This is a genomic window from uncultured Sphingomonas sp., from assembly GCF_937871615.1.
GTDB lineage: Bacteria > Pseudomonadota > Alphaproteobacteria > Sphingomonadales > Sphingomonadaceae > Sphingomonas.
Map to the genome: position 1 here is coordinate 70,356 of NZ_CALMPA010000071.1, position 20,943 is coordinate 91,298.

Genomic DNA, 20,943 nt, shown 5'->3' on the forward strand with positions numbered 1-20,943 from the left:
GAAAGGGAATTAACGATGCCGCGTGTTGCCACTCTCCCCCTGCAACGGGTCATGTCCGGCGCGATGCAACGCGCGCAGGCCGATCTTGCCGCCACCCAATCCCGGCTTGATACCGGCAAGAGCGCCACGACCTACGCCGATCTCGGCACCGAGACCGTCCGCAATCTTTCCGTGCACAGCATGTTGGCGCGGCAGGATGCGCAATCGACGGTCGCCAAGCGCGTCGGCACCACGCTGTCGCTCTATCAGGGCAATCTCGAATCGATCGACACCACGATCGGCGGCCTTCAGACTGATCTGTTGACCGCGATCGGCACCGGCGACAGCAGCGCGCTTTCCGCCGCCATCTCAACCGCCTTCGATCTGTTCAGCCATGCCCTCAACGCATCGGACGGCGGCGCTCCGCTGTTCGGCGGTGGTCAGGTGGACAAACCGCCCTTCGCGGTCGGCTCGCTGGCGGATGCGCTGACGATCGACGCCGACAGCGCCTTTCTGGACGATGGCGTGCGCGTCAGCGCGCGCGTCGCCGATGGCGTGGACATGAAATACGGCATCGGCGCATCCGAGATGGGCAAGGGCATCTACGAGGCGTTTCGCACGCTCGCCCAGCTCGGCACGCTCGGCGAAAAGCCGACCGACGCTCAGGTCGACATCATGAAGCAGGCGCTCGGCCAGATCGGCACCGGCCTGTCCGACCTGCGCACCGTCAATGCCGCGAACGGGCGGCGCCAGGGCCAGCTCGAAACGCTCATCGAGCGTGGCGAGCAGCGCGAATTGCTGTTCCAGGGCGTGATCCAGCATCACGAGGATGCCGATCTCGGGCAGGTGGCGATCGACCTCGCCAATCAGATGACCGTGCTGCAGGCGAGCTATTCCGCCTTTTCCAAGCTTGGCGGCCTCAGCCTGGTTTCATTCCTGCGCTGACGCTTCAGCCGGTAGCCGGCTTCCCCCCGCGCCCCGCTTCCCTTGTGGATGCGGGGCGTTTCCTTTTTGCGCGGATTTGAACGAGCGGCTCAGTCGCCCGCGTCGAGCAGATCGGCGATCGGCCCCGCCGGGCTGGCGCCGGGGATCGCGCTCATCGCCGCCGCCAGCCGCTCCGGCGCGACAGCGGACGCGCTGGCCGTAAGCGCGTCAAAGGCGTGCTCGGTCTTCAGCCCCCTGAACGCGGCGGCATAACGCGTTCGCAGCGCCTGCAACCGATCCTCCCGCCCGAGCATCGCCAGCGCGACCGCGAGACGCAGCACCTGCGCCTGTTGCGGCGCATCGAGCGCATCGGCGCGCGGCAGGCCGCTCCCCGCATCGGCGACGAACGCGTCCCATTTGCGCGCGCGCCAGTTCATCTCCGCACGGATCATCATCGCATCGGGCACCCCGTCGAGCGCCGCGAGCGCCGCCGAACCGCGCCCCAGCCGATAGAGCGCCACCGCCTCGATGCGCTTGCGGTTCGCGCGCATCTCGTCGGTGTAATCGCGCTGATCGGTGGTTCGCAGCGCGGTCAACGCCAGATCGGGTCGGCCCGCCAGGATGTGGAGCGATGCGACGCGGACTGAAAGCGGCCCCTGCGCCACGTCGCGCGCGCGCCGGGTGAGCTGATATTGCAGCAATTCCGCCGCGCGCGCGTATAGCCCCGCCCCCTGCAGGCGATCGGCGAAGCGCAGCGCCAGCAGATCACCCTCCGCGCCGATCGGCGCCAGTTCGCGATAATCCCAATACAGGCCGGCGGCCTGGGGCAGCGGCACGCGGCTATCCGGCGCGAGCAGCCCGGCGAGCCGGTCCTGAAGCTCGATCAGCATCGGCCCCGCCGCCGCGCCGGGCCGGAAATAACGCAGCAACGCCGCGCCCGCCCGAAGCTGCGCGGGCACATCGCCCGCCTCGGCGCCCAGCGCCAGCGAAACGCGCAGCGCGCGCGCCTCGACCGGGCCGCCGCGCCAGCCATAGCGCATCGCCTCGATCCGCCGCAGCGCTTCCGCCGCGCCGATCGTTCGGGCGGCAAGGTCCGTCTCGATCGCCGCCAGCAGCGCATCGGCGCGAATTGCGGGGTCCGCGCTCAACGCGGAGCGCCCAAGCCGCAAGCGGCCCGGCGCGAGATACCCCTCCGCCAGCAACGCCCGGCCGCGCAGCACATTGGCGGCCTCGTCGCGGTCCGGCAGTGCCCGCAGCCACGACCGCGCGAGCGCGGGGCGCTGCATCTCCAGCGCGGCGGCGGCGGCTGGGAGCAGGAATGGCGCGCGCTCCCCCTGCGACCGGACATTGACCGCGCGGCTGGCGCAGCGCGCCTGCGCCAATGCCCCCGCCGCGTCGCCGGATTGCGCCAGTGCGCGCATCCGCCAGGCACATGCCTCGATATTGCCGCCCAGCTCCGGCAAGGCGAGCGCGGCCACCGCCTCGCGGTCATGCCCCGCCAGCGTCTGCGCCGCCCCGCACGCCAGCCGGAACGCGGGCACGAGATCAAGATCGCCGTCGTCACGGCGCATCATATCCAGCACGCCGATCGCTTCCGCGCCCAGCCCTTCACCGATCATCCGGCGGGCATAGGCCCAGCGCGCCGCCTGCCGATCCCCCTCGCCCGTCCGCGCGATCGCGGCCCAGCCGGTAGCGCCAGTATCGCGCCACGCACCGGGGCCGGCAATCGGCGGCATCTGCGCGAGTTGCGCGGCGAAACCGGGCAGCGCCCCCGAAACCGCCGCGTTCTGCGCCGCGCCGGGTGCGAAGGGGGCGGGTCGCGCCGCGCCAAGCGCGGTGCCGGCGGCGAGCAGCGCCAGTGCGATCCGCATCATCCGGCGCTCCGCAGCGTGAAATATGCCGCACACGCGCCACCGGCTACGCAGGCGAGCAGGAACAATATTATTGCCAGCATCGGCAAAGCACCCGCGCTGGCCGGGGCCGCGCCGGACGTGGCCGTCTGCGCCACTACGCGCGCGTCACCCTCGATCGTAACCGGGGTGGCGCGCCGCCTGGCATTGCCGCTGCCATCGGAGACGAGACGCATCCTTGCCGGGCGCTGGTCGTGGCTCACTTGTTCACCTGCTTGGTTATTTGATTCTATTATAGGAGAGGAGGCCGCCGGAGCGGTGCGCCATCGCCTGTTCGGGAGATATGAGTTGCAGGGCAGATCGCCGCGATCAAAGCGGGCATCGGGATTGAGGCCGACGACGGCGGCACTTGCGCTGGCGGCGGCGGTTTGCCCCCTGCCCGCCGGGGTCGCGCTCGCCGCCGAGGGCGGCAGCGAGGATGCCGCGCAGCAGGGCCTGTATCTGGTGCCGATGGAAGAAATCACGGTGCCGATCATCGAATCCGATCGCGTCAACGGCGCGCTGCGGTTCAAGCTGGTGCTGGCGGCGCGCGACAGCGACGGATCGGTCGTGTTGCGCCGCCAGATGCCCGAGCTGCGCGCCGCCGGGATCGCCGCGGGGCTGGAGTTCGCCCGCCTCGACGTATCGGGGCTGCGCCCGGTCGACGCGATCAGCTTCAGCGAGCGGCTCTCGACGGCATTATCCGCCGTGGACCCGTCGCTGGCACGCGTGCTGATCGTGGAACTGGCCGCCGAGCCGGCCTGAGCGAGCGAGCGGGCGCCCGGCCTTAAAGCCCGGCGCGCCGCCGCTCCGGGCGCGCGGGGGGATTCGCCGGCGAAGGCGAAGCGGCTGCCGCCTGTTCCACCGGCGGCCTCGCCGCATTGCGCCGCGCCAGCGCCATGGTCAGCGCCGCCGCGCCGCGCGGGGTCATCGCCCCCATAATCAGCGCGGTGGAGCGTTCGCGCATCCGCTGCGCGACCTTCATCTGCACCTCCAGATCGAGTTGCTCGAACACCGCCGCCGCGCGCGCCGGCTTCATCGCCTGATAGATGCGCGCCAGTTCGTCGAACGGCGCGTCGGCGGGGGTCGGGCCAGTGCCGGGGCGACGCTGATCCATCTCCGCCTGAAGCCGCGCTTCCGCAGCGCGCGCCGCCTGTTCGCGCAGATCCAGCCCGCGCGAGCGGCTGGCCTGCGCGGCATCGCGATCGCTCATGTCGCGCTCGATCGCCGATCCCAGCCGGCTCTTGCCCGCATCCGCTGAACTTCCGGCGGCGAAAGAGACGGTGTTCGCCACCACCCCCATGGCGGCGGCAGCCGCCGTCAGCGACAGCAGGGTAAGACGCGGCAGCGCCATCACGCCGCCTCCGCCCGAACGACGGGCGCGTCATCCGCCGCCGCGTCGTCGGTCCCGGTATCGCCAACCGCCGCGAGGATCGCCGCCACGCCGCCGCCATCAACGGCGTCGGCACCACCCTCATCCCGATCCGCATTGGCGAGCTTCACCGCGCCAAGGATGCGTTCGGCGGCGGCATTGCCGATCCCGGTGATGAGTTCCAGCTCGTCACGCAATTCGCGCGCGCGCTCCACCTGCCGCGCATGTTGCGCGCAATCGGCGCCCAGCGTGCGCTTCATCTCGGACAACACACCGCGCGCTTCCCCGGTCGCCTTGTCCAGCGCGGCGACCATCAGCGGCAGATCGCCATCCTTCACCTGGTTCAGGCTGCGCGCCATCCGCACGCTCTGCACCAGCACGGCAGCGCACAGGATGCTCGTCAGCAAATTCGCCACCAGCGCGATCGTCATGCCTTACCCCTTTTTTCCCCGGAAACATTGTTGACCAGCCGCACCGCGATGCGCCCGCTGCGCTGGCCGATCTGCGCCTGCGCCAGCACCACGCCGCCGCACGCGATATCGAGCGGATCATCGGGATCGCGATTGAGCGCGATCGTCTGCCCCACCGCCAGCGCGTTCAAATCGGCGATCGGCATCGCACGCTCGCCGAGCAGCACGCCGACCGCCACGCTGGTCTTGCGGATTTCGGACGCCATATGCGCCTCCCAGATGCTGTCGCGCCCGCTCTTTTCGCCCATGAAACGCTGGAGCAGCTTGTCGCGCACCGGCTCCAGCGTCGCATAGGGAAAGACGAGCGAGAAATGGCCGCCGCGCCCGTCCATATCCACGCGGAAGGTGGAGGTGGCGCAGATGTTCGACGATCCGGCGATCGCGGCGAAACGCGGGTTGGTCTCCACCCGCTCCAGCTCGATCGTGATCGGCTCGATCGGGGCGAAGGCGTCAGCGAAATCGTTGAGCGCCAGTTCCAGCATCCGCGACACCAGTCGCGTTTCGATCGTGGTGAAGGCGCGCCCGTCGATCATCGTCGGCGGCCCGCCGCCGCGCCCGCCGAGCAGCGCATCCACCACGGCGTAGATCAGCCCGGATTCGACCGTGACGATGCCGTAGCTTTCCCATTCCCGCACCTTGAACACGCCGACCATCGCCGGCAGCGCGACACGATTCATGAATTCGCCGAAGCGCGCGGAGGTCACTTCCTCCAGGCTCACCTCGATCGCGTCGGAGGTAAGGTTGCGCATCGAACTGGCGAAGGCGCGGACGACGCGATCGCACACCACCTCCAGCATCGGCATCCGTTCGTGGCTGATGACGCGCGATTCCACCACCGCGCGCATCCCCGCCTTGCGGACGAGCGGGCCGACATCCCCGAACAAGGCGTCGATATCCGCCTGATCGAACTTCGCGTCGCCCATCTCGCCCAGCGGCGCCACGGGCGGTTCGGGAAGGTCGAAATCCTCAAGCTCGATCATTGCTGCACCAGATCCTGAACGAGAACATCCTTCACCGCGCCATCGCCCAGCACGGCGGCGCTGCGGCGCAGCAACTCCTCCTTGATGCGGAACACCGCCGCCGATCCGGCCAAATCCTCCGGGCGCAATTCGCGCAGGAACGGCTGATAGGCATCAAGCAGCGCCGGAATGTGGCTGGTGAGCGTATCCGTAGAGCCGCTCGCGCCGGGGACGAGCATCAGATGGACCTTCAGGAAATGCGCCGCGCCATCCGGCGAGCGCAGGTTCACGATCATCTCCGGCACGTCGACATATTCGGCCTTGCCCGCCGCCGCCTTCGCGCCTCCCTCGCCGCCGTCCGATCGGGTCATCAGGAACGTCGTCACGCCGGCAACGAGCAACAGCGCCGCCGCCACCGCCCCGGCGATCAGCATCCATTTGCGCCGCGCGTTTGGCCGCGTTGCCCCGATCGGCTCCGCCCCTTCCGCATCCATCTCGACGATTTCGGCATCCGCCATCCGCACTCGACCTTTCGAATTGCACGCCCCGCGACCGCACCGGCGCATTTCATCCTATTATAGGAACGTCGCCCGGCAATTTTTGCCTGGCCGGTTTTTTTTGAGGAACGACCCGGTGGACATCGCCTCTTATGTTCTGCTGAGCCAGGAACAGGCGCTCCGCCGCCGCATGGACGTGGCGGCGAACAATCTCGCCAACATGAGCACGGTGGGCTTCAAGCGCGAGCGCCCGGTGTTCCACGAATATGTCGAACAGACCGATTCCGCGGTCACGCCCGCGCGGCAAACCTCGTTCGTGCTCGATTACGGCGCGGTGCATGACAGCGCGGCGGGCGCGTTCCAGCCCACCGGCAACCCGCTCGACGTGATGATCGAGGGCGACGGTTATCTGTCGGTGGAGGCCGGGGACGGTACGATCGCCTATACGCGCGCGGGCTTCGTCAAGGTGCTGGAGAACGGCGAACTGGCGGCGAGCGGCGGGCAGCGCATCCTCGGCGAAGGCGGTCGCCCGATCGTCATCCCGGCGGAAGACGCAGCGCATCTATCGGTCTCGGCGGATGGCACGGTTTCGGGCGTGAACGGGCCGCTGGGGCGGCTTGCCGTGACGGTGTTCGACGAAGCCAATGTCGATCCGCGCGGCGACGGGCTGATGAGCGGCGCGGGCGGGCGCGAACTGGCGGCGGGCGAGACACGGCTTCGCAGCGGCGGGGTCGAGGGATCGAACGTCAACGCGATCGTCGAGACGACCGACATGATCGCGATCCTGCGCGCCTATCAGACCAGCCAGAACATCACCCAGACCATGTCCGACATGCGCAAGCAGGCGATCGACCGCCTGGGCCGCGTCGGCTGAATTTCACGAAAGGACGATCTCAATGCGCTCCCTGTCGATCGCCAGCACCGGAATGCTGGCGCAGCAAACCAACGTCGATGTCATTTCGAACAACATCGCCAACATGAACACCACCGCGTTCAAGCGGCAGCGCGCCGAATTTCAGGATCTGCTCTATCAGCAGGTCACGCGCCCCGGCTCGTCCACCAGCGACCAGACCGCCTCCCCCGCCGGCATCCAGCTCGGCGCGGGCGTGCGCACCGGCGGCGTCTATCGCATCAACGAACAGGGCGCGTTGCAGCAGACCGGCAATCCCTATGACGTGGCGATCGAAGGGCGCGGCTATTTCCAGGTCACGCTGCCCGGCGGCGAAACCGCCTATACCCGCGACGGCGCTTTCCAGCTTTCCGATCAGGGCGAACTGGTGACGCAGGACGGCTATCCGCTGCAACCGGGCATCACCATTCCGCAGGGCGCAACCTCCGTCGCCATCTCCAAGACCGGGCTGGTGCAGGCGGTGATGGCGGGCGATCCGCAGCCGCAGACGCTGGGCCAGCTCCAACTCGCCACGTTCATGAACGAATCCGGGCTGGAGGCGAAGGGCGGCAACCTGTTCCTCGAAACCTCCGCCTCGGGCCAGCCGGTGACGGCGCAGCCCGGCGAGCCGGGGTTCGGGCTGCTCACCCAGAATTTCATCGAGGGCGCGAACGTCAATCCGGTATCCGAGATCACCGCGCTCATCACCGCGCAGCGCGCCTATGAGATGAACAGCCGGGTGGTGAAGACCGCCGACGAAATGCTGGCGACGACCAGCCAGTTGCGCTGATGCAATCGCTCATCGCGCTGCTGCTCGCCGCCGCGCCCGCGGGCACGGGCGCGATGGTCGATGCCGCCGTGCTCGATCACGCGGTGCGCAAGGGCGACCGGCTCGATGCGCAGGATTTTCGCATCGAGCAAAAACCCGCGATCGCGGCGCGCGGCGCGGTGACGCGGGAGGCCGCCTCCGGCATGGAGGCCACTCGTGCCATCCCCGCCGGCGCGATCGTGCGGGCAAGCGATCTCGCCCCGGCGCAGCTCGTGCGGCGCGGAGAGGCGGTTGTCATCCGCATTCTTAACGGGCCGCTGGCGATCACGACGGCGGGCCGCGCGCTGGGCGGCGGCGCGAAGGGCGACACCGTGCGCGTCGTCACCAACGCCACCAGCCGCACGCTCGACGGCCAGATCGAATCCGCCGGCACCGTTCGCATCCTCAATCCGTGAAAGGCCGCGCCATGCGTCAGTTGTTAATGTGCGCCACGATCGCGCTCACCTTGTCAGGCTGCGGCGCGGTCGGGCGGCTGCAACAGGTCGGCAAGGCGCCGAAGCTCTCGCAGATGGAGCCGGTGGCGGTTCCCGAGATCGAGCCGTCGCTCGCCACCCCGCCCGACCGCGCGACGCGTGACGCGGCGACCGGCGAAGCCACCCCCGCCGCCACCGCATCGCTGTTCCGCAACGGCGCGGGCGCGCTGTTTCGCGGGCAGCGCGCGGCGCGGATGGGCGACATCCTCACCATCCGCATCAACATCGCCGACAAGGCCGATATCGGCAACAACACCTCCCGCACGCGCGGCGGCAGCGAGGCCGGCGGCGTCGGCCAGTTGCTCGATATCGCCCCGGTGAAGAAGCTGCTCGGCGCGGATGCGGCGCGGGTGGCCGAAACCAGCTCCAGCTCGAAATATGGCGGCGGCGGCACCACGGCGCGATCGGAGACGATCAACATGACGATGGCCGCGATCGTCACCCAGGTGCTGCCCAACGGCAATCTGATGATCCGCGGGCGGCAGGAAGTGCGCGTCAATTTCGAGATGCGCGAACTCATCATCACCGGGCTGATCCGGCCCGAGGATATCGGCCGCGACAATTCGATCCAGCATTCGCAGATCGCCGAGGCGCGCGTGATCTACGGTGGGCGCGGCCAGCTTACCGATGCGCAACAGGCGCGCTGGGGGCAGCAGATCTACGACGCGCTTTTCCCGTTCTGAGTCCTTCGCCCGCATGAGCGCATGAAGACGGCTCCGCCAATGCGGGGCCGTTTCTTGTTATGGCCGCCCGGTATCGCCGCAAATTCGCGCGTTAACCATGAAAATGCGCCGGGAACTTTGGCCGCCCAATAAATATTCCCAGAATGAATTATGGACACAGCAACGTGACCATCGTGGGCCGGCGCTCTCCGGTCCGGGCCGCAGAAGCGGCTCCATTCCACGAAGGACAAGAACAATGGCATTTTCGGTCAACACCAATGTCGGTGCGATGGCGGCTCTCCAGAGCCTCAACGAAACCTCGAAGAACATGGCGACCACGCAGAGCCGGATCAACACCGGCCTCAACGTGAACTCGACCAAGGACGACTCGGCGGCCTATACGATCGCCCAGACGCTCCGTGGCGATGTCGGCGGCCTGAAGGCGGTCACCTCCTCGCTCAACCGCGCCAAGAGCACGGTCGACGTGGCGGTTGCCGGCGCGGAGCAGATCTCCGATCTGCTCAACCAGATGAAGTCGAAGGCCACCGAGGCTTCCGATGAAGGTCTGGACACGGGCAGCCGCGACCAGATCAAGCAGGATCTGACCTCGCTGAAGGAAACGGTCGACTCGGTCATCAAGTCGAGCAGCTTCAACGGCAGCAACCTGCTGTCCGCAACCGGGGCGAGCCAGGTGAAGGCGCTGACCTCGGCCAAGGATCTGACCGCGACGCTCGATGTCGCGAACCAGAACTTCGAAGCCATCGCGACCCCGCTCGACACGAGCACGGTCACCGACGCCGCCACGGCGGCGACGTTCAAGGGCCTGGTCGACACGGCGGCTGACGCGGTCAAGAAGTCGCTCAGCACGCTTGGTTCGGCTTCGCGCAAGATCGACGGCCAGCTCGCTTTCAACAGCAAGCTGTCCGACGTGATCGAGGGCGGCATCGGCAACCTCGTCGATGCCGATCTGGCGAAGGAATCGGCGCGTCTGCAGGCGTTGCAGGTCAAGCAGCAGCTTGGCGTGCAGGCTCTGTCGATCGCCAACCAGGCGCCGCAGGCGATCATGTCGCTGTTCCGTTAATCCGGAACGGTCCTTGGGCGTCCGCCCAGGGGCACGCGGCCGGGACGGGCAACCGTCCCGGCCGTTTTTTTTCGCGAGTACCGCGCCCGCCCGGCGCCCGACACGCTACAATGAAACCAGATAGAACAAGGCCCGACATGCGATCATTCCCCCGGATCAGAGAGATAGCCGATGCTTTCGGAGCGCGGCTTCAGGTCCGCGTCGAGGAGACGCCGACGGGGGCGCTGCTCGTGATCGAGCGACCGGATATGGCGGGCCGCCCGCGCGCGACGCTGGATGGCTATGCCGCGGAGGTACTGGCCGGCTACATCATGTCCGCCCGCCTCGCCGTTCCCCATCCATTGCCGGAGGAAATAGCCGATGGCGCCTATCCGACGCGCTTCGAAATGGAGATGGAGCCTTGCGCCGCGCTGCGGCTGACGCAGCAACGCGCGATCGCGCTGGAGATTCCGACACCCTTCTGGGACCGGCTCTACGCCGAATTATGCCTCGCCACCGCGCATATGCGCGAACTCGATCGCCGCGCGAACAACCGGCCACACTGAAATGCGCATTTTGGGGAAGGATGGCCTTTAAAGATTCATCGTCTAAGCATATGATGGATTAACAATTCGTAATCTTACACCTGAACAGAGGGGGGGCGGGAAAAGGGAATGACGGCGTTGGGGGGCGTGGGGACGGTCTGCACGATCAATATCGAATTGAATGTGAGCAATGCGGAGGCGCTGTGGCAAGCCGCCGCGCGGCGCGCGCTGTCTTCCGCGATCGGACTGACACCCGCCGATGTGGAGGACACGATCGGCCCGCGCGAAGCCCCGTCGATCGCTGATTGCATCGCGATGCTCATCCCGCCGAGCGATCTGGCCGGGTGCACCATCACGCACCTGAACCTGGCTGTCGAGCCGGCGCCTGCGCATCAGGTGGCGAGCGATCGGGTGCTCGCCGGCACGATCTGAAGCGGATTTGCGATCCGACCGCATCGGATCGCCGCCTAGTTTTCATTTGATGCCGCGATTTCCGAGCCGGCAGGTGATTCCACCTGCCTTGAAATCGCTCTGATTTCCTTTGTTTGCCGCGATTTCCGAGCCGGCAGGTGATTCCACCTGCCTTGAAATCGCTCTGAGCCGATCGCGTCGCCCGCCAACAAGGGCGCGCGACGCGATCGTGCGGCGGGGCTATTCGCCGATCCGCGTCAACTCGTCGATGCCGAAGCGCGCGCCGTTCACCGTGACCAGCACGCTGCCCTTGCTGAGCTGCACGTCGCTCACGCGCCCGGCGCCGTTCACCGTGAGCGGCACCTCGTTTCCGGATGAATCGAGCCCCTTGATCGTCAGACCATAGCCGCCGCCCGGAAGCTTCACGCCCCCGGCGGTAACCCCATCCCAGGTGACCGTGCCGCGCGCCGCGCCCCCGTTGAGCGGGAACGTATCGACCACCTTGCCTTTGGCGTCGACGACGCTGGCGGTGAGCGAGGCGACATCGCGCGATGCGCTCCACGTCCATTGCGCGGGCGCGTCGCCAAGCCCGGTCATGGCCGAATTCGTCTCCACCTGCCGCCCGATCAGCGACGAGGCCTGCGTCAGGTTTTGCGTGCCCAGGCTGCCGAGGATTGATTTCAGCGTCTGCGTCTGTTCGATCGACTGCTCGACCTGCGAGAACTGGACGAGCTGCTGCGTATATTGCGACGTGTCCATCGGGCTGAGCGGATCCTGATGCTGCATCTGTGTGGTGAGCAGCTTCAGGAACATGTTGAAATCGGCGTTGATCTTCGTCGGAGACGTTGCCGTAGCCGATTGCGCCGCGTCGGCGGAGGTGATGACGGTCATGGTTGAAAGCTCCTAGGCGAGAAGATCTACTTGCCCGTCGCCGCGCACCATGCGCCACGCGGGCGAACCGGGGACGGCATCGTCCTCGGCTGCGAAATCGGGATGATTTGCGTTGCGGTGCTGCTGCGGCTGATCGTGCCCGCCGCTGGCCCCACCGCCGCGATTTTCGAAGCGCAGGCTCTGCGCATCGGCGCGGACGCCGGCCTGTTCCAGCGTGCGCGCCAGATCGGGCGCATCCTGCCGCAGCAATTCCAGCGCATGGGCGCTTTCGGTGCGCACCGTCGCGCGGAGGCTGCCGCGATCGTCGAACGCCAATGTCACCTCGACATGCCCCAGTTCGGCGGGCTTGAGCCGGACGCGAAAGGATTCGCCGCCCGTCTCCACCCGCCGCGCGATCTCCACGCCCAGCGCCTCACCGAAATGCCCGGCGCGCGCGACGATCGCGCCGTCATGCGCGGGGGGCGAAGCTTCGGCATGACGCGGGGTGGCATGGGGCGCGACAGCCGCCGGTGCCGGCTGGGGGAGCGCGCCCGCGCCTGTATCCGGGCGCTGCCCCTGCCCCGGTCCCGCCGCCGCGCTATCGACGGCGGCTTCGGTGATTGCACCCGGTTTCGGCGAGGTGAGCGCGGTGGATGCCGCGTCGCCACCGAGCGCATCGGGGCCAGCCGCCGCGTCCGCCGTGACGGCGGTGGCCGCGCCCCGCGCGCCGGTGGGCTGGACGACCGCGCCAATCGTGAACATCGCCGCCGGCTTCAGCCCGCCCGGCGCCCGCGGAGCCGGGTTCTGCGCCACCGCAGCAGCAGCCGGCATACCGGCCATCGCGGCGAGCAGCACATGCGCCGCCGGAAGCGGCGTGGCCGGATCACTTGCAAGCTGCCCGGCCAGCATCGCGTTCGGCTTGCGGACGCGCAGGGTCACGGGCAGCCGGGTGCGCTCGACTGCGTGTTCGATGTCTGGCGAGGGACGCGCGCCCGCTTCCTCGCCGCCTGCCGGATCGACGAGAAGCGGCGGCTGCGCGGCGGGCTTGCCCACGCCCGCCGCGCCGTCCGACGCTGTGCCGGCCCCCGGCGCCAGCGACTTGTCCGCGCCCGGCGTGGGCACAGGCACGGCCTGCGCGTCTGGCGCCCCCTGCGCCATCAGCAACTGGGCGAGCGTCCCCGGCTGCGCGCCGTTGAAATGCGCCGCGCCATCCTTTTCGCCCGCCGCATCCGGCAGCGATGCGCCGGCACGCGCGAGATCGAAATCCGGGATAAAGCCCGCGACCGGCGGCGGAGAGGAAGCAAGTGCGGAAGCGATCGGAAGGACGAAAGGTGTTGGTGTGGACGACCCTCCGATCAAGGTTCAACCTGCGGCGTAGTAATGCCGGAGGATTTGATAGGAGGAAGCGATGAAAACCATCACGCGGATTGGCATGGATACCGCCAAGAACGTTTTTCAGTTGCATGGCGTCGATGAGAATGAAGCTGTCGTCTTGCGAAGGCAGTTCCGTCGCTGCGAAATGGTCACCTTCTTCGAGAAGCTTCCGCCGGTTCTTATTGCGATTGAGGCCTGTGGCAGTTCTCACCACTGGGCGCGACTGTTGCAGTCCTTTGGTCACGAAGTCCGCCTGATCCCACCTCAGTACGTCAAGGCCTATGTGAAGCGGGGCAAGAACGATGCCGCTGATGCCGAAGCACTGTGCGAGGCGGTGACGCGGCCGTCCATGCGTTTCGTTCCTGTCAAATCTCGGGAACAACAGGCTGCTTGCATGCTGATGACGGTACGTGAGCGATTGGTCGGTGTTAAGTCTCAGCTCTCGAATGCCATTCGCAGTTATGCGGCAGAGTTTGGAATTGTTGGACCCGCCGGGCGTCAAAACGTCAATTCTCTGATCGAGCGCATTCTTGACGATGAAACCCTGCCAGATCTGGCCCGCGATCTTTTTCGCTTTCAGGCCAAGGAATATGCCGCCGTCGAAGCCCGACTCGAGGAGATCGAGGACAAGCTGATGGCATGGCATCGCGCTGACGATGTGAGCAGGCGCATCGCCACGATCCCCGGAGTAGGTCCAATCGGATCAACCTTGCTCAGTATGAAGGCGCCACCCGCCCAGAGCTTCAGGTCAGGCAGACAGTTTGCAGCCTGGCTGGGATTAACGCCGAAAGACCACTCGACCGGCGGTCGCGTCCGTTTGGGCGGGATCACCAAGGCCGGTGATCCCAGTATCCGCTCAACGCTGATCGTCGGCGCGACCGCCTTGCTGCGGCACATCAGAAAAGGGCGAACCAAAGCTTCTCCCTGGCTTGAGGCTATGCTCAATCGGAAGCCGCCCAAGCTCGTAGCGGTGGCGTTGGCAAACAAATTTGCGCGAATTGCCTGGCGCTTGATGATGTCAGGCGGTGTGTACAATCGGCCCGCGGCAAAGGTGGCCGTATGACGATTACCCCCAACTGGCGAGAAGACGTATAGCTGCCACGGCGGGGTGATGACCGAACTTGCAGGAACGAGTAGATGGATTGATCGATCGGATCGAGACGCGTGAAACTCCGAAGATTACACTGGCACTTCAAACTGCCGCTTATGTGTTTGGACCACGCGTAGCGAACACCATCTCGGCCAGCGGATTTATCCGCGCAAACAGGCCGGACATCTGATAGCAAGCGATCGACTCAACTGCTGCTCGGAGCCCAGCAAGGGAGGGTCGTCCACATCTGTAATCTGCATCTGGCAGCCCTGTTCTTGCCCCGCGTGCGGGACGATCGTTTACATTATAGGATGAAGCGCGGTCGCACTGGCCGCGCACGCCTCATCCGATCGTGCCGAGCGCGCGGATGCGCGCGCGAGCATGAATTTCATTCTGCGACAAGACCACGGTGTTCGGGCGGATACGCTCGATGATCGAGCGCACGAACGGGCGGATCGACGGGCTGGTGAGCAGGCACGGAATCTCGCCGCTCTGCGCCAGCCGGTCATAGGTTTCGCGCACCGCGGCGATGAACTGCTGCAACGCGGACGGCGCCATGGCGAGCTGGCGATCGTCGCCCTGCCCGGTGATGCTGTCGGCGAAAGCCTGATCCCAATCGGGCGACAGCGTGACCACGGGGATCGCATCGCCGCGCACCTGCGCCGCGCTGATCTGCCGCGCCAGCCGCGCGCGCACATGCTCTGTCATCTGCGTCAGATTGGCGGTGAGCGGCGCTGCTTCCGCGATCCCTTCGAGGATCGAGGGAATGTCGCGGATCGACACGCCTTCGGCCAGCAGGTTTTGCAGGATGCGCTGCACGCTGGAGATAGAGACCTTCGCCGGCACCAGATCGGCCACCAGCTTCTCCGCGTCGCGATGCACTTCGGTCAGCAGCTTCTGCGTTTCGGTATAGGAAAGCAGCTCGGCGACATTTTCCTTCACCAGCTCGGTCAAATGCGTGGTGATGATCGTGCCGCATTCCACCACCGTCAGCCCGCGGAACCCCGCCTCGTCGCGCAGTTCGCGGTCGATCCACAGCGCTGGCAGGCCGAACACCGGCTCACGCGTCGGCTCGCCCGGCAGCCCCGCCGGGCCACCGCCGGGATTGATGAGCAGCAACCGATCGAGCCGGATTTCGCCGCGCGCGGCCTCCGTCTCCTTGATCGAGATGACATATTCGTTGGCCTTCAGCGCCATATTGTCGACGATGCGGACGGACGGGAGGACGAAGCCGAACTCGGTGGCCATCTGGCGGCGCAGCGCGCGCACCTGATCGTCGAGACGCGGCTCGCGCTCGGAATCGTTAATCATCGGCAGCAGCGCATAACCGATCTCGATCCGCACCGCGTCGATCGCCAGCGTCTGCGCGATCGGCTGTTCGGCGACCGCGGCCTGCGCTTCCCTGATCGCGGCGCTGGCGCGTTCCTGCGCGGACTGTGTCTGTGCGCGGCGATGCATCCGCCACCCCGCGAAACCGGCGAGCGCGGCGAAAGCGGCGAACGGCACGAACGGCAGCCCCGGCAGCAGCGCCAGCGCCCCCATCAGGAAAGCCGCCATGCCGAACGCCTTGGGATAGCGGCCAAGCTGAGCGCCGAGCGCCGATCCGGTATTGCCCTTCACCCCGCCCTTCGACACGAGCAGGCCCGCCGCGGTGGAGACGATCAGCGCCGGAATCTGGCTGACCAGCCCGTCGCCCGCCGTCAGCACGGTATAGGTATGGAAGCCGTCGGCCAGCGACACGCCGTGCGAAAAGACGCCGATCGCCAGCCCCACCACGATGTTGATCGCGGTGATGAGCAGCCCGGCGACGGCATCGCCCTTCACGAATTTCGATGCACCGTCCATCGCGCCGTAAAAGCCGCTTTCGGCCTCGATCTCCGCGCGGCGCTCACGCGCCTGTTCCTCGGTAATCATCCCGGCGTTGAGATCGGCGTCGATCGCCATCTGCTTGCCGGGCATCGCATCGAGGCTGAAGCGCGCCGCCACCTCCGCGATGCGCCCCGCACCCTTGGTGATGACGACGAAATTGATGACGATGAGGATCAGGAAAATGGTGAGGCCGATCGCCGTCTCCCCGCCCATCAGGAATTCGCCGAACGCGCCGATCACCCCGCCCGCGGCGTGCGTTCCTTCATGCCCGTGCCCCAGGATCAGCCGCGTGCTGGCCAGGTTCAGCCCAAGCCGCAGCATCGTCGCGATCAGCAGGATCGTGGGAAAGGCGCTGAGATCGAGCGGCTTTTCGATGAACAGCGCGGTCATCAGGATCATCACCGACAGCGTGATCGACAGCGCCAGCCCCAGATCGAGCAACCAGCCGGGCAGCGGCAGGATCAGCATCGCGATGATCGCGACGATGCCCATGCCGAGCGCCAGATCGCGGTTCGCGCCCAGCCGCTCAAGGAAATGGGTCAATGCGGGAGGAAGATTGGCTGGCATCCGTTCTTTCGATCTTGCTCGGGCAGATGACGGTAAAAGGCGTGGGCGCGCGTCAGAGCGCCGGAGAAACCGGAATCCCCGCCTCGATGAAGCTGCGCAGCTTGTTGCGCATCGTGCGAACCGAAATGCCCAGGATGTGCGACGCGGAGGTGCGATTGCCCTGACACCGCTCCAGCGTGCGCAGGATCAGTTCGCGTTCGACATCCTCGACGGTGTGGCCGACGAGCCAGTCGAGCCGGATCGGCTCGCCCTGTGTCGGGCGCGGCGTGGCGAGCGGGCCGCCGTCCGCGCCGGTCAGATCATCAGCGCCGATCGCCCGGCCATTGGCCAGCAACGCGGCGCGCTCGATACTGTCCTTCAACTCGCGGACATTGCCGAGCCAGCGACAGGCGGCGATCGCCTCAAGCGCGCCATCGTCCAGTTCCACGCCGCCCGACGCCGCCGTCCGCGCGAAATGGCGGGCGAGCGCGATCCTGTCGTCGCCGCGCTCGCGCAGTGGCGGAAGGTCGATCAGCGCGCGCCGCAGCGCCAGCAGCAGATCGGCGCGAAACCGATCCGCCGTCACCTCATGGTGCAGGTTGATGCTGGTGGTGGCGATCAGCCGCGCCTCGACCGGCACCGGCTGATCGCCGCCGATCCGCGCGAAGCGCCGCTCGGCAAGCAGCCGCATCAGCCGCGCCTGCGTCACCGGCGCCAGCGCGCCGATTTCGCGCAACACCACGGTGCCGCCCGCCGCGCCCTCGATCCTGCCGATGCGCCGCGCCGCCGCGCCGGGGAATGCCCCCGCCTCATGCCCGAACATTTCGGATTCGAGCACCTCTGCGGGCACGCCCGCGCATTCGATGACCAAAAGCGGCGCGCGGCGCGCCGATTGCCGGTGGATCTCGCGCGCCAGCGCTTCCTTGCCCGCGCCCGGCTCCCCGGCGATCAGCAGCGGGGCGTCGCCCGCCGCGATCGCCGTGGCGAACGCCTGTGCGCGGCGGATCGCGGGATGATCGCCGATGAACAGGCTGGCATCGCGCCCGCTGATCGAGGCGATCGCGGCAACGATCAGATCGCGCTCCGCCGGCAGCGGCAGATAATCGCGCGCGCCCGCGCGGATCGCGGCGACCGCGCGTTCGGCGGGCGCGTCCACCCCGCATCCGAACACGGGCAGGACGAACCGTTCCGCACGCAGCGCGCGCATCATGCCCGCGATATCCATGCCGACATCAATCATCATCATGTCGGCATCGCGCCGGCGCAGCATATCGAGCGCGGCATCCGTTCCCGCCGCGGTCACCACGTCAGCACCCGCCTCACGCGCCAGATTGGCCGCGATCGACAGTTCGCCATGCTCAACGCCGACGAGCAAGATGCGCACCGCGCCCGGCATCAGCGATCGGTCCGCACGATCTCGGTCAGCGTCACGCCCAGCGCATTGTCGATCAACACCACCTCGCCACGCGCGATCAGCCGATCGTTCACGAAAATGTCCACCGGCTCGCCGACGCGGCGATCCAGCTCGACGACGGCGCCCGCCTTCAGCCGCAGCAGATCGCCCACCGGCATCCGCGCGCGACCGAGCACCGCCTGCACCTTCACGGGCACATCGTGCACCGCATCAAGCCCGCCGATCTCGTCACCGGCATCCGCGCCCGCTGCGGGCCGATCGAAATCCTCAAGCACCGGGCCGCTCGGCCCGTCGTCGGCGAACGCGTCCGCCGTGGTGGAAAGCATCATGTCGCCGGGGTTCTTATCCATGGCAAATTTCCCAGACTGGTTGAGATCAGGAGTTCATCCACTGACGGATGACGGAAGCCGCCTCGGGCGGGCTGTCGCGGATCGAGTCACCGATGCGGCGCAGCGCGGAAAGCTTGATGCGCCCGTCAACCTGCGCCAGCGCGATCTCCTGATCGAGCAGCGGGCCTTCGTTCATCGCCTCAAGCTGGCGCTGGGCCTCCTCGTCGCCGTCCGCCGCGCGCTCCGCGAGCGCCAGCACCTCGGGGGACTGATCCTCAAGCAGCGGCTGCCCGGCAGGCTCCGGCGCGGCGGCCATGAATTTCGGCTTCAGCATCCTGAGCGCCAGGAGGCCAATGCCGCCGATCACCCCAAGCTGGAGCAGCCCCCACAGCCGATCGAGCGGCAGGCCAGACCACCAATGATCCTCAGCACCGGCGATGGCATCGGCGCTGAAGCGCATATTCTCCACCACCACGCTGTCGCCGCGCTGCGCATCTATGCCGACCGCATTTTCGACGATCCGCTGGATGCGATCCATCTGCGGGCGGGGCAGCGGCTTTTCCCCGCCATCGACCATCACCGCGACCGACAGCCGCGTGATCCGGCCCGGCGCGCGCGTCGTCACCGTATGCGTCGCGCTGTTGGCGTAGGTGGTATCTTCCGAATTCTGGTTGCTGGCCGACTGGCGCGAGGCGCCCGGCGCGGTGGCCGCGATGCCCTGCGCTTCGGGAAGCTGGTTGCCCACCGACGCGGTGCGCGGGGCGGCTTCATTCTCGCGGTTCTGATCGCCGGTTTCGACGGTCACCTGATGGGCGACCACCTGTTTATCGGGATCATAGACATTGGCTTCCTCCCGCGTCTGATCGCGATCGACCTGGGCGGAAACCTCGGCGCGCACCTTTCCCTCGCCGACGATCGGCACCAGCAGGGATTCGATCTGGGCGCGCAATTTCGCCTCCACCGCGGCCTGCCGCTCGTCGGCATCGCCCGCGCCGCTCGCGCCCGGATCGCCCGCGCGCGCCAGCAGCGTGCCCGCCTGATCGACCACCGACACCGCCTCTGGCGAAAGCTCCGGCACCGACGAGGCGACAAGGCTGCGGATCGAGGCCACCGCCTCGGACGAAAGCCGCCCGCGCGTCCGCACCGTCACCGCCGCGGTCGCCTTGCGCACCTCGGTCGCGAACATCGCGCGCTCGGGCATCACGATATGCACCCGCGCCGCGGTGACCGACTGGATCGTCTGGATTGATTTGGCGAGTTCGCCCTCGATCGCGCGCGTTTCGTTGAGCTTGGCGCGGCTGGCGGAGACGCCGAACGGCTGCTCGCCATCCAGCACCTCATAACCGATCTTGCCGCCCAACCGATCGCCCGCCAGCTCCATGCGAAGCGCCGGCAACTTGTCCTGCGGCGCCATGATCGAGGTGCCGTCCGCCGAAAGCTGGAACGGCACCTGCTGGGCCTTCAGCTTGTCCGCGATCGCCGCCGCGGCGGACGGATCGAGATCGGTATAGAGGAAACCCATATCCTGATTGCCGCCGCGCGTGGCGACGAAGGCCAGCACGGCAAGCAGCGCCGCCGCCACCCCGGCCATCAGCATCAGCCGGTTCGGGCCGAGCTGCGCCACAAACTTCTTTATCGCTTCCAAGGTCGCCCCGTAAGTGAACTGCGCGGGGCTTCCCCCGGTCGGGTTCATTATAGAGGGCGTGAAGGGCGGCAGTTTCTGCCGGGCGGAATTTCTTGCCTAGGGCCAATTCATGGCGGGGAAAAACACCCGCCGGCGCGAAAAACGCGCGACACAAGGGGGATCGAGCGACCGCCGTTCCCGGCCCCGCCGCTTATCGCGGCAGCAGCGATTCCAGTTCGGACAGGACCGCGCTGCGGCGGGATTCCGCATCGAGCGCCAGCGTCCCCTCCTCCCACACGATCCGCGCGTCGCCCGGCGCGACCGTGGGATCGGAAAGCACGGTGAGGTTCAGGCGGCGGCGATCCTGCGCCTGCCGCTGTGCGATCTTCGCCTCGATCGCCTCGACCAGCTCGGGATGGACGCGCACGCGCAATTCGGTGCCACGCGCCACCTGCGCGAGCGCCCGGCCGATCGCCGCGTCGATCGCGGCATCCGGCGCATGTTCCAGCGCGCGCCCCGCGATCATATCCGCCGCCGCCAGCGCGACCTCCGCCGCCTCGCCGGTGATCCGCGCCGAAACCTCGTCGAACCGCGCGTCGATCGCCTCGATCCCGGCCTGGAGCGAATCGACGGCGGAGAGCAGCGCAACATCATATTCCGCGCGCGCCTGCGCCAGCCCGGCCTCCACCCCTTCGGCCCGCGCGGCGGCAAGTTGCTCCGCGCGCGACGCCTGCAATATGCGAAGCTCGACGCGAAGCGTGTCCAGATCGGCCTGAACGCTCCGCGCGATGCTGCTTTCTTTCTTCAGCGACGTGGAAAAGACGCGATCGAACGCGAAACGCTCTACCCTCTGAAACGCCATCGGCTG

23 protein-coding genes are annotated in these 20,943 nt (G+C 67.4%); 10 read left to right on the plus strand and 13 right to left on the minus strand.

The window, feature by feature from the left end; all coding sequences use genetic code 11:
* The first annotated feature begins 15 nt into the window (after window positions 1-15).
* Complete coding sequence (locus Q0316_RS19175; protein WP_298675531.1) at window positions 16-924, plus strand: flagellin; 909 nt, start codon at window positions 16-18, stop codon at window positions 922-924.
* An 89-nt stretch (window positions 925-1,013) separates the two neighbouring features.
* Here the strand turns inward: Q0316_RS19175 and Q0316_RS19180 are convergent, their stop codons facing one another.
* Together Q0316_RS19180 and Q0316_RS19185 are read right to left on the minus strand one after the other, a co-directional pair.
* Window positions 1,014-2,777: a hypothetical protein gene (locus tag Q0316_RS19180; protein WP_298675534.1), complete on the minus strand. Its 1,764-nt coding sequence runs from the start codon at window positions 2,775-2,777 to the stop codon at window positions 1,014-1,016.
* Window positions 2,774-3,016 (minus strand): hypothetical protein, encoded by a 243-nt coding sequence (locus Q0316_RS19185; RefSeq protein ID WP_298675538.1) that lies wholly within the window; start codon window positions 3,014-3,016, stop codon window positions 2,774-2,776. The genes Q0316_RS19180 and Q0316_RS19185 overlap by 4 nt, the downstream gene beginning before the upstream one ends.
* Window positions 3,017-3,140: 124 nt before the next feature.
* On the opposite strand from Q0316_RS19185, the gene Q0316_RS19190 reads away from it, so the two are divergent.
* A complete protein-coding gene (locus Q0316_RS19190) occupies window positions 3,141-3,557 on the plus strand; it encodes a hypothetical protein (RefSeq protein ID WP_298675541.1) in 417 nt (138 codons plus the stop codon).
* Window positions 3,558-3,579: 22 nt separating this feature from the next.
* Here the strand turns inward: Q0316_RS19190 and Q0316_RS19195 are convergent, their stop codons facing one another.
* Genes Q0316_RS19195 through Q0316_RS19210 form a run of 4 tightly spaced genes read right to left on the minus strand, consistent with a single transcriptional unit; the run spans window position 3,580 to window position 6,111 of the window.
* Window positions 3,580-4,146, minus strand: a complete 567-nt coding sequence (locus tag Q0316_RS19195) for a hypothetical protein (protein WP_298675543.1) — start codon at window positions 4,144-4,146, stop codon at window positions 3,580-3,582.
* Complete coding sequence (locus Q0316_RS19200; protein WP_298675546.1) at window positions 4,146-4,595, minus strand: DUF6468 domain-containing protein; 450 nt, start codon at window positions 4,593-4,595, stop codon at window positions 4,146-4,148. Before Q0316_RS19200 ends, Q0316_RS19195 begins: the two co-directional genes overlap by 1 nt.
* Window positions 4,592-5,614, minus strand: coding sequence for a flagellar motor switch protein FliM (fliM, locus tag Q0316_RS19205; protein WP_298675548.1), 1,023 nt, complete (start codon window positions 5,612-5,614; stop codon window positions 4,592-4,594). Before fliM ends, Q0316_RS19200 begins: the two co-directional genes overlap by 4 nt.
* A complete protein-coding gene (locus Q0316_RS19210) occupies window positions 5,611-6,111 on the minus strand; it encodes a flagellar basal body-associated FliL family protein (protein WP_298675551.1) in 501 nt (166 codons plus the stop codon). Before Q0316_RS19210 ends, fliM begins: the two co-directional genes overlap by 4 nt.
* Window positions 6,112-6,226: 115 nt before the next feature.
* On the opposite strand from Q0316_RS19210, the gene Q0316_RS19215 reads away from it, so the two are divergent.
* The 7 genes from Q0316_RS19215 (at window position 6,227) to Q0316_RS19245 (ending at window position 10,980) form a co-directional block, all read left to right on the plus strand.
* Window positions 6,227-6,964, plus strand: coding sequence for a flagellar hook-basal body complex protein (locus Q0316_RS19215; protein WP_298675555.1), 738 nt, complete (start codon window positions 6,227-6,229; stop codon window positions 6,962-6,964).
* A 22-nt stretch (window positions 6,965-6,986) separates the two neighbouring features.
* Complete coding sequence (gene flgG / locus Q0316_RS19220; RefSeq protein ID WP_298675558.1) at window positions 6,987-7,769, plus strand: flagellar basal-body rod protein FlgG; 783 nt, start codon at window positions 6,987-6,989, stop codon at window positions 7,767-7,769.
* Window positions 7,769-8,203 (plus strand): flagellar basal body P-ring formation chaperone FlgA, encoded by a 435-nt coding sequence (gene flgA / locus Q0316_RS19225; RefSeq protein ID WP_298675561.1) that lies wholly within the window; start codon window positions 7,769-7,771, stop codon window positions 8,201-8,203. The genes flgG and flgA overlap by 1 nt, the downstream gene beginning before the upstream one ends.
* An 11-nt stretch (window positions 8,204-8,214) precedes the next feature.
* Window positions 8,215-8,964: a flagellar basal body L-ring protein FlgH gene (gene flgH / locus Q0316_RS19230; RefSeq protein ID WP_298675564.1), complete on the plus strand. Its 750-nt coding sequence runs from the start codon at window positions 8,215-8,217 to the stop codon at window positions 8,962-8,964.
* Window positions 8,965-9,199: 235 nt separating this feature from the next.
* Window positions 9,200-10,024, plus strand: a complete 825-nt coding sequence (locus Q0316_RS19235; protein ID WP_298675567.1) for a flagellin — start codon at window positions 9,200-9,202, stop codon at window positions 10,022-10,024.
* Between the two features lie 137 nt (window positions 10,025-10,161).
* A complete protein-coding gene (locus Q0316_RS19240; protein ID WP_298675569.1) occupies window positions 10,162-10,569 on the plus strand; it encodes a hypothetical protein in 408 nt (135 codons plus the stop codon).
* A gap of 108 nt (window positions 10,570-10,677) precedes the next feature.
* Complete coding sequence (locus Q0316_RS19245) at window positions 10,678-10,980, plus strand: hypothetical protein (protein ID WP_298675572.1); 303 nt, start codon at window positions 10,678-10,680, stop codon at window positions 10,978-10,980.
* Window positions 10,981-11,199: 219 nt separating this feature from the next.
* On the opposite strand, the gene Q0316_RS19250 is transcribed toward Q0316_RS19245, so the two are convergent.
* Window positions 11,200-11,850 (minus strand): flagellar hook assembly protein FlgD, encoded by a 651-nt coding sequence (locus Q0316_RS19250; RefSeq protein ID WP_298675574.1) that lies wholly within the window; start codon window positions 11,848-11,850, stop codon window positions 11,200-11,202.
* A gap of 12 nt (window positions 11,851-11,862) precedes the next feature.
* Window positions 11,863-13,188, minus strand: a complete 1,326-nt coding sequence (locus Q0316_RS19255; protein ID WP_298675578.1) for a flagellar hook-length control protein FliK — start codon at window positions 13,186-13,188, stop codon at window positions 11,863-11,865.
* A gap of 49 nt (window positions 13,189-13,237) precedes the next feature.
* Between Q0316_RS19255 and Q0316_RS19260 the strand changes: the two genes are divergently transcribed.
* Entirely contained in the window at window positions 13,238-14,266 is a 1,029-nt protein-coding gene (locus Q0316_RS19260; RefSeq protein ID WP_298675581.1) for an IS110 family transposase, read from the plus strand.
* A gap of 369 nt (window positions 14,267-14,635) precedes the next feature.
* Here Q0316_RS19260 and flhA read toward each other — a convergent pair whose 3' ends face one another.
* The 5 genes from flhA to Q0316_RS19285 all read right to left on the minus strand — a co-directional run bounded on the left by flhA (window position 14,636) and on the right by Q0316_RS19285 (window position 20,937).
* Window positions 14,636-16,729: a flagellar biosynthesis protein FlhA gene (gene flhA, locus Q0316_RS19265; RefSeq protein ID WP_298675583.1), complete on the minus strand. Its 2,094-nt coding sequence runs from the start codon at window positions 16,727-16,729 to the stop codon at window positions 14,636-14,638.
* A 52-nt stretch (window positions 16,730-16,781) separates the two neighbouring features.
* Window positions 16,782-18,104 carry a sigma 54-interacting transcriptional regulator gene (locus tag Q0316_RS19270; RefSeq protein ID WP_298675585.1) on the minus strand — a complete coding sequence of 441 codons (1,323 nt, stop codon included), beginning with the start codon at window positions 18,102-18,104 and terminating at the stop codon, window positions 16,782-16,784.
* Window positions 18,104-18,472 (minus strand): flagellar motor switch protein FliN, encoded by a 369-nt coding sequence (gene fliN / locus Q0316_RS19275; RefSeq protein WP_298675588.1) that lies wholly within the window; start codon window positions 18,470-18,472, stop codon window positions 18,104-18,106. The genes Q0316_RS19270 and fliN overlap by 1 nt, the downstream gene beginning before the upstream one ends.
* A 25-nt stretch (window positions 18,473-18,497) precedes the next feature.
* Window positions 18,498-20,048 carry a flagellar basal-body MS-ring/collar protein FliF gene (fliF, locus tag Q0316_RS19280; RefSeq protein WP_298675796.1) on the minus strand — a complete coding sequence of 517 codons (1,551 nt, stop codon included), beginning with the start codon at window positions 20,046-20,048 and terminating at the stop codon, window positions 18,498-18,500.
* 238 nt (window positions 20,049-20,286) lie between these two features.
* Window positions 20,287-20,937 (minus strand): FliH/SctL family protein, encoded by a 651-nt coding sequence (locus tag Q0316_RS19285; RefSeq protein WP_298675591.1) that lies wholly within the window; start codon window positions 20,935-20,937, stop codon window positions 20,287-20,289.
* Window positions 20,938-20,943 lie beyond the last annotated feature (6 nt).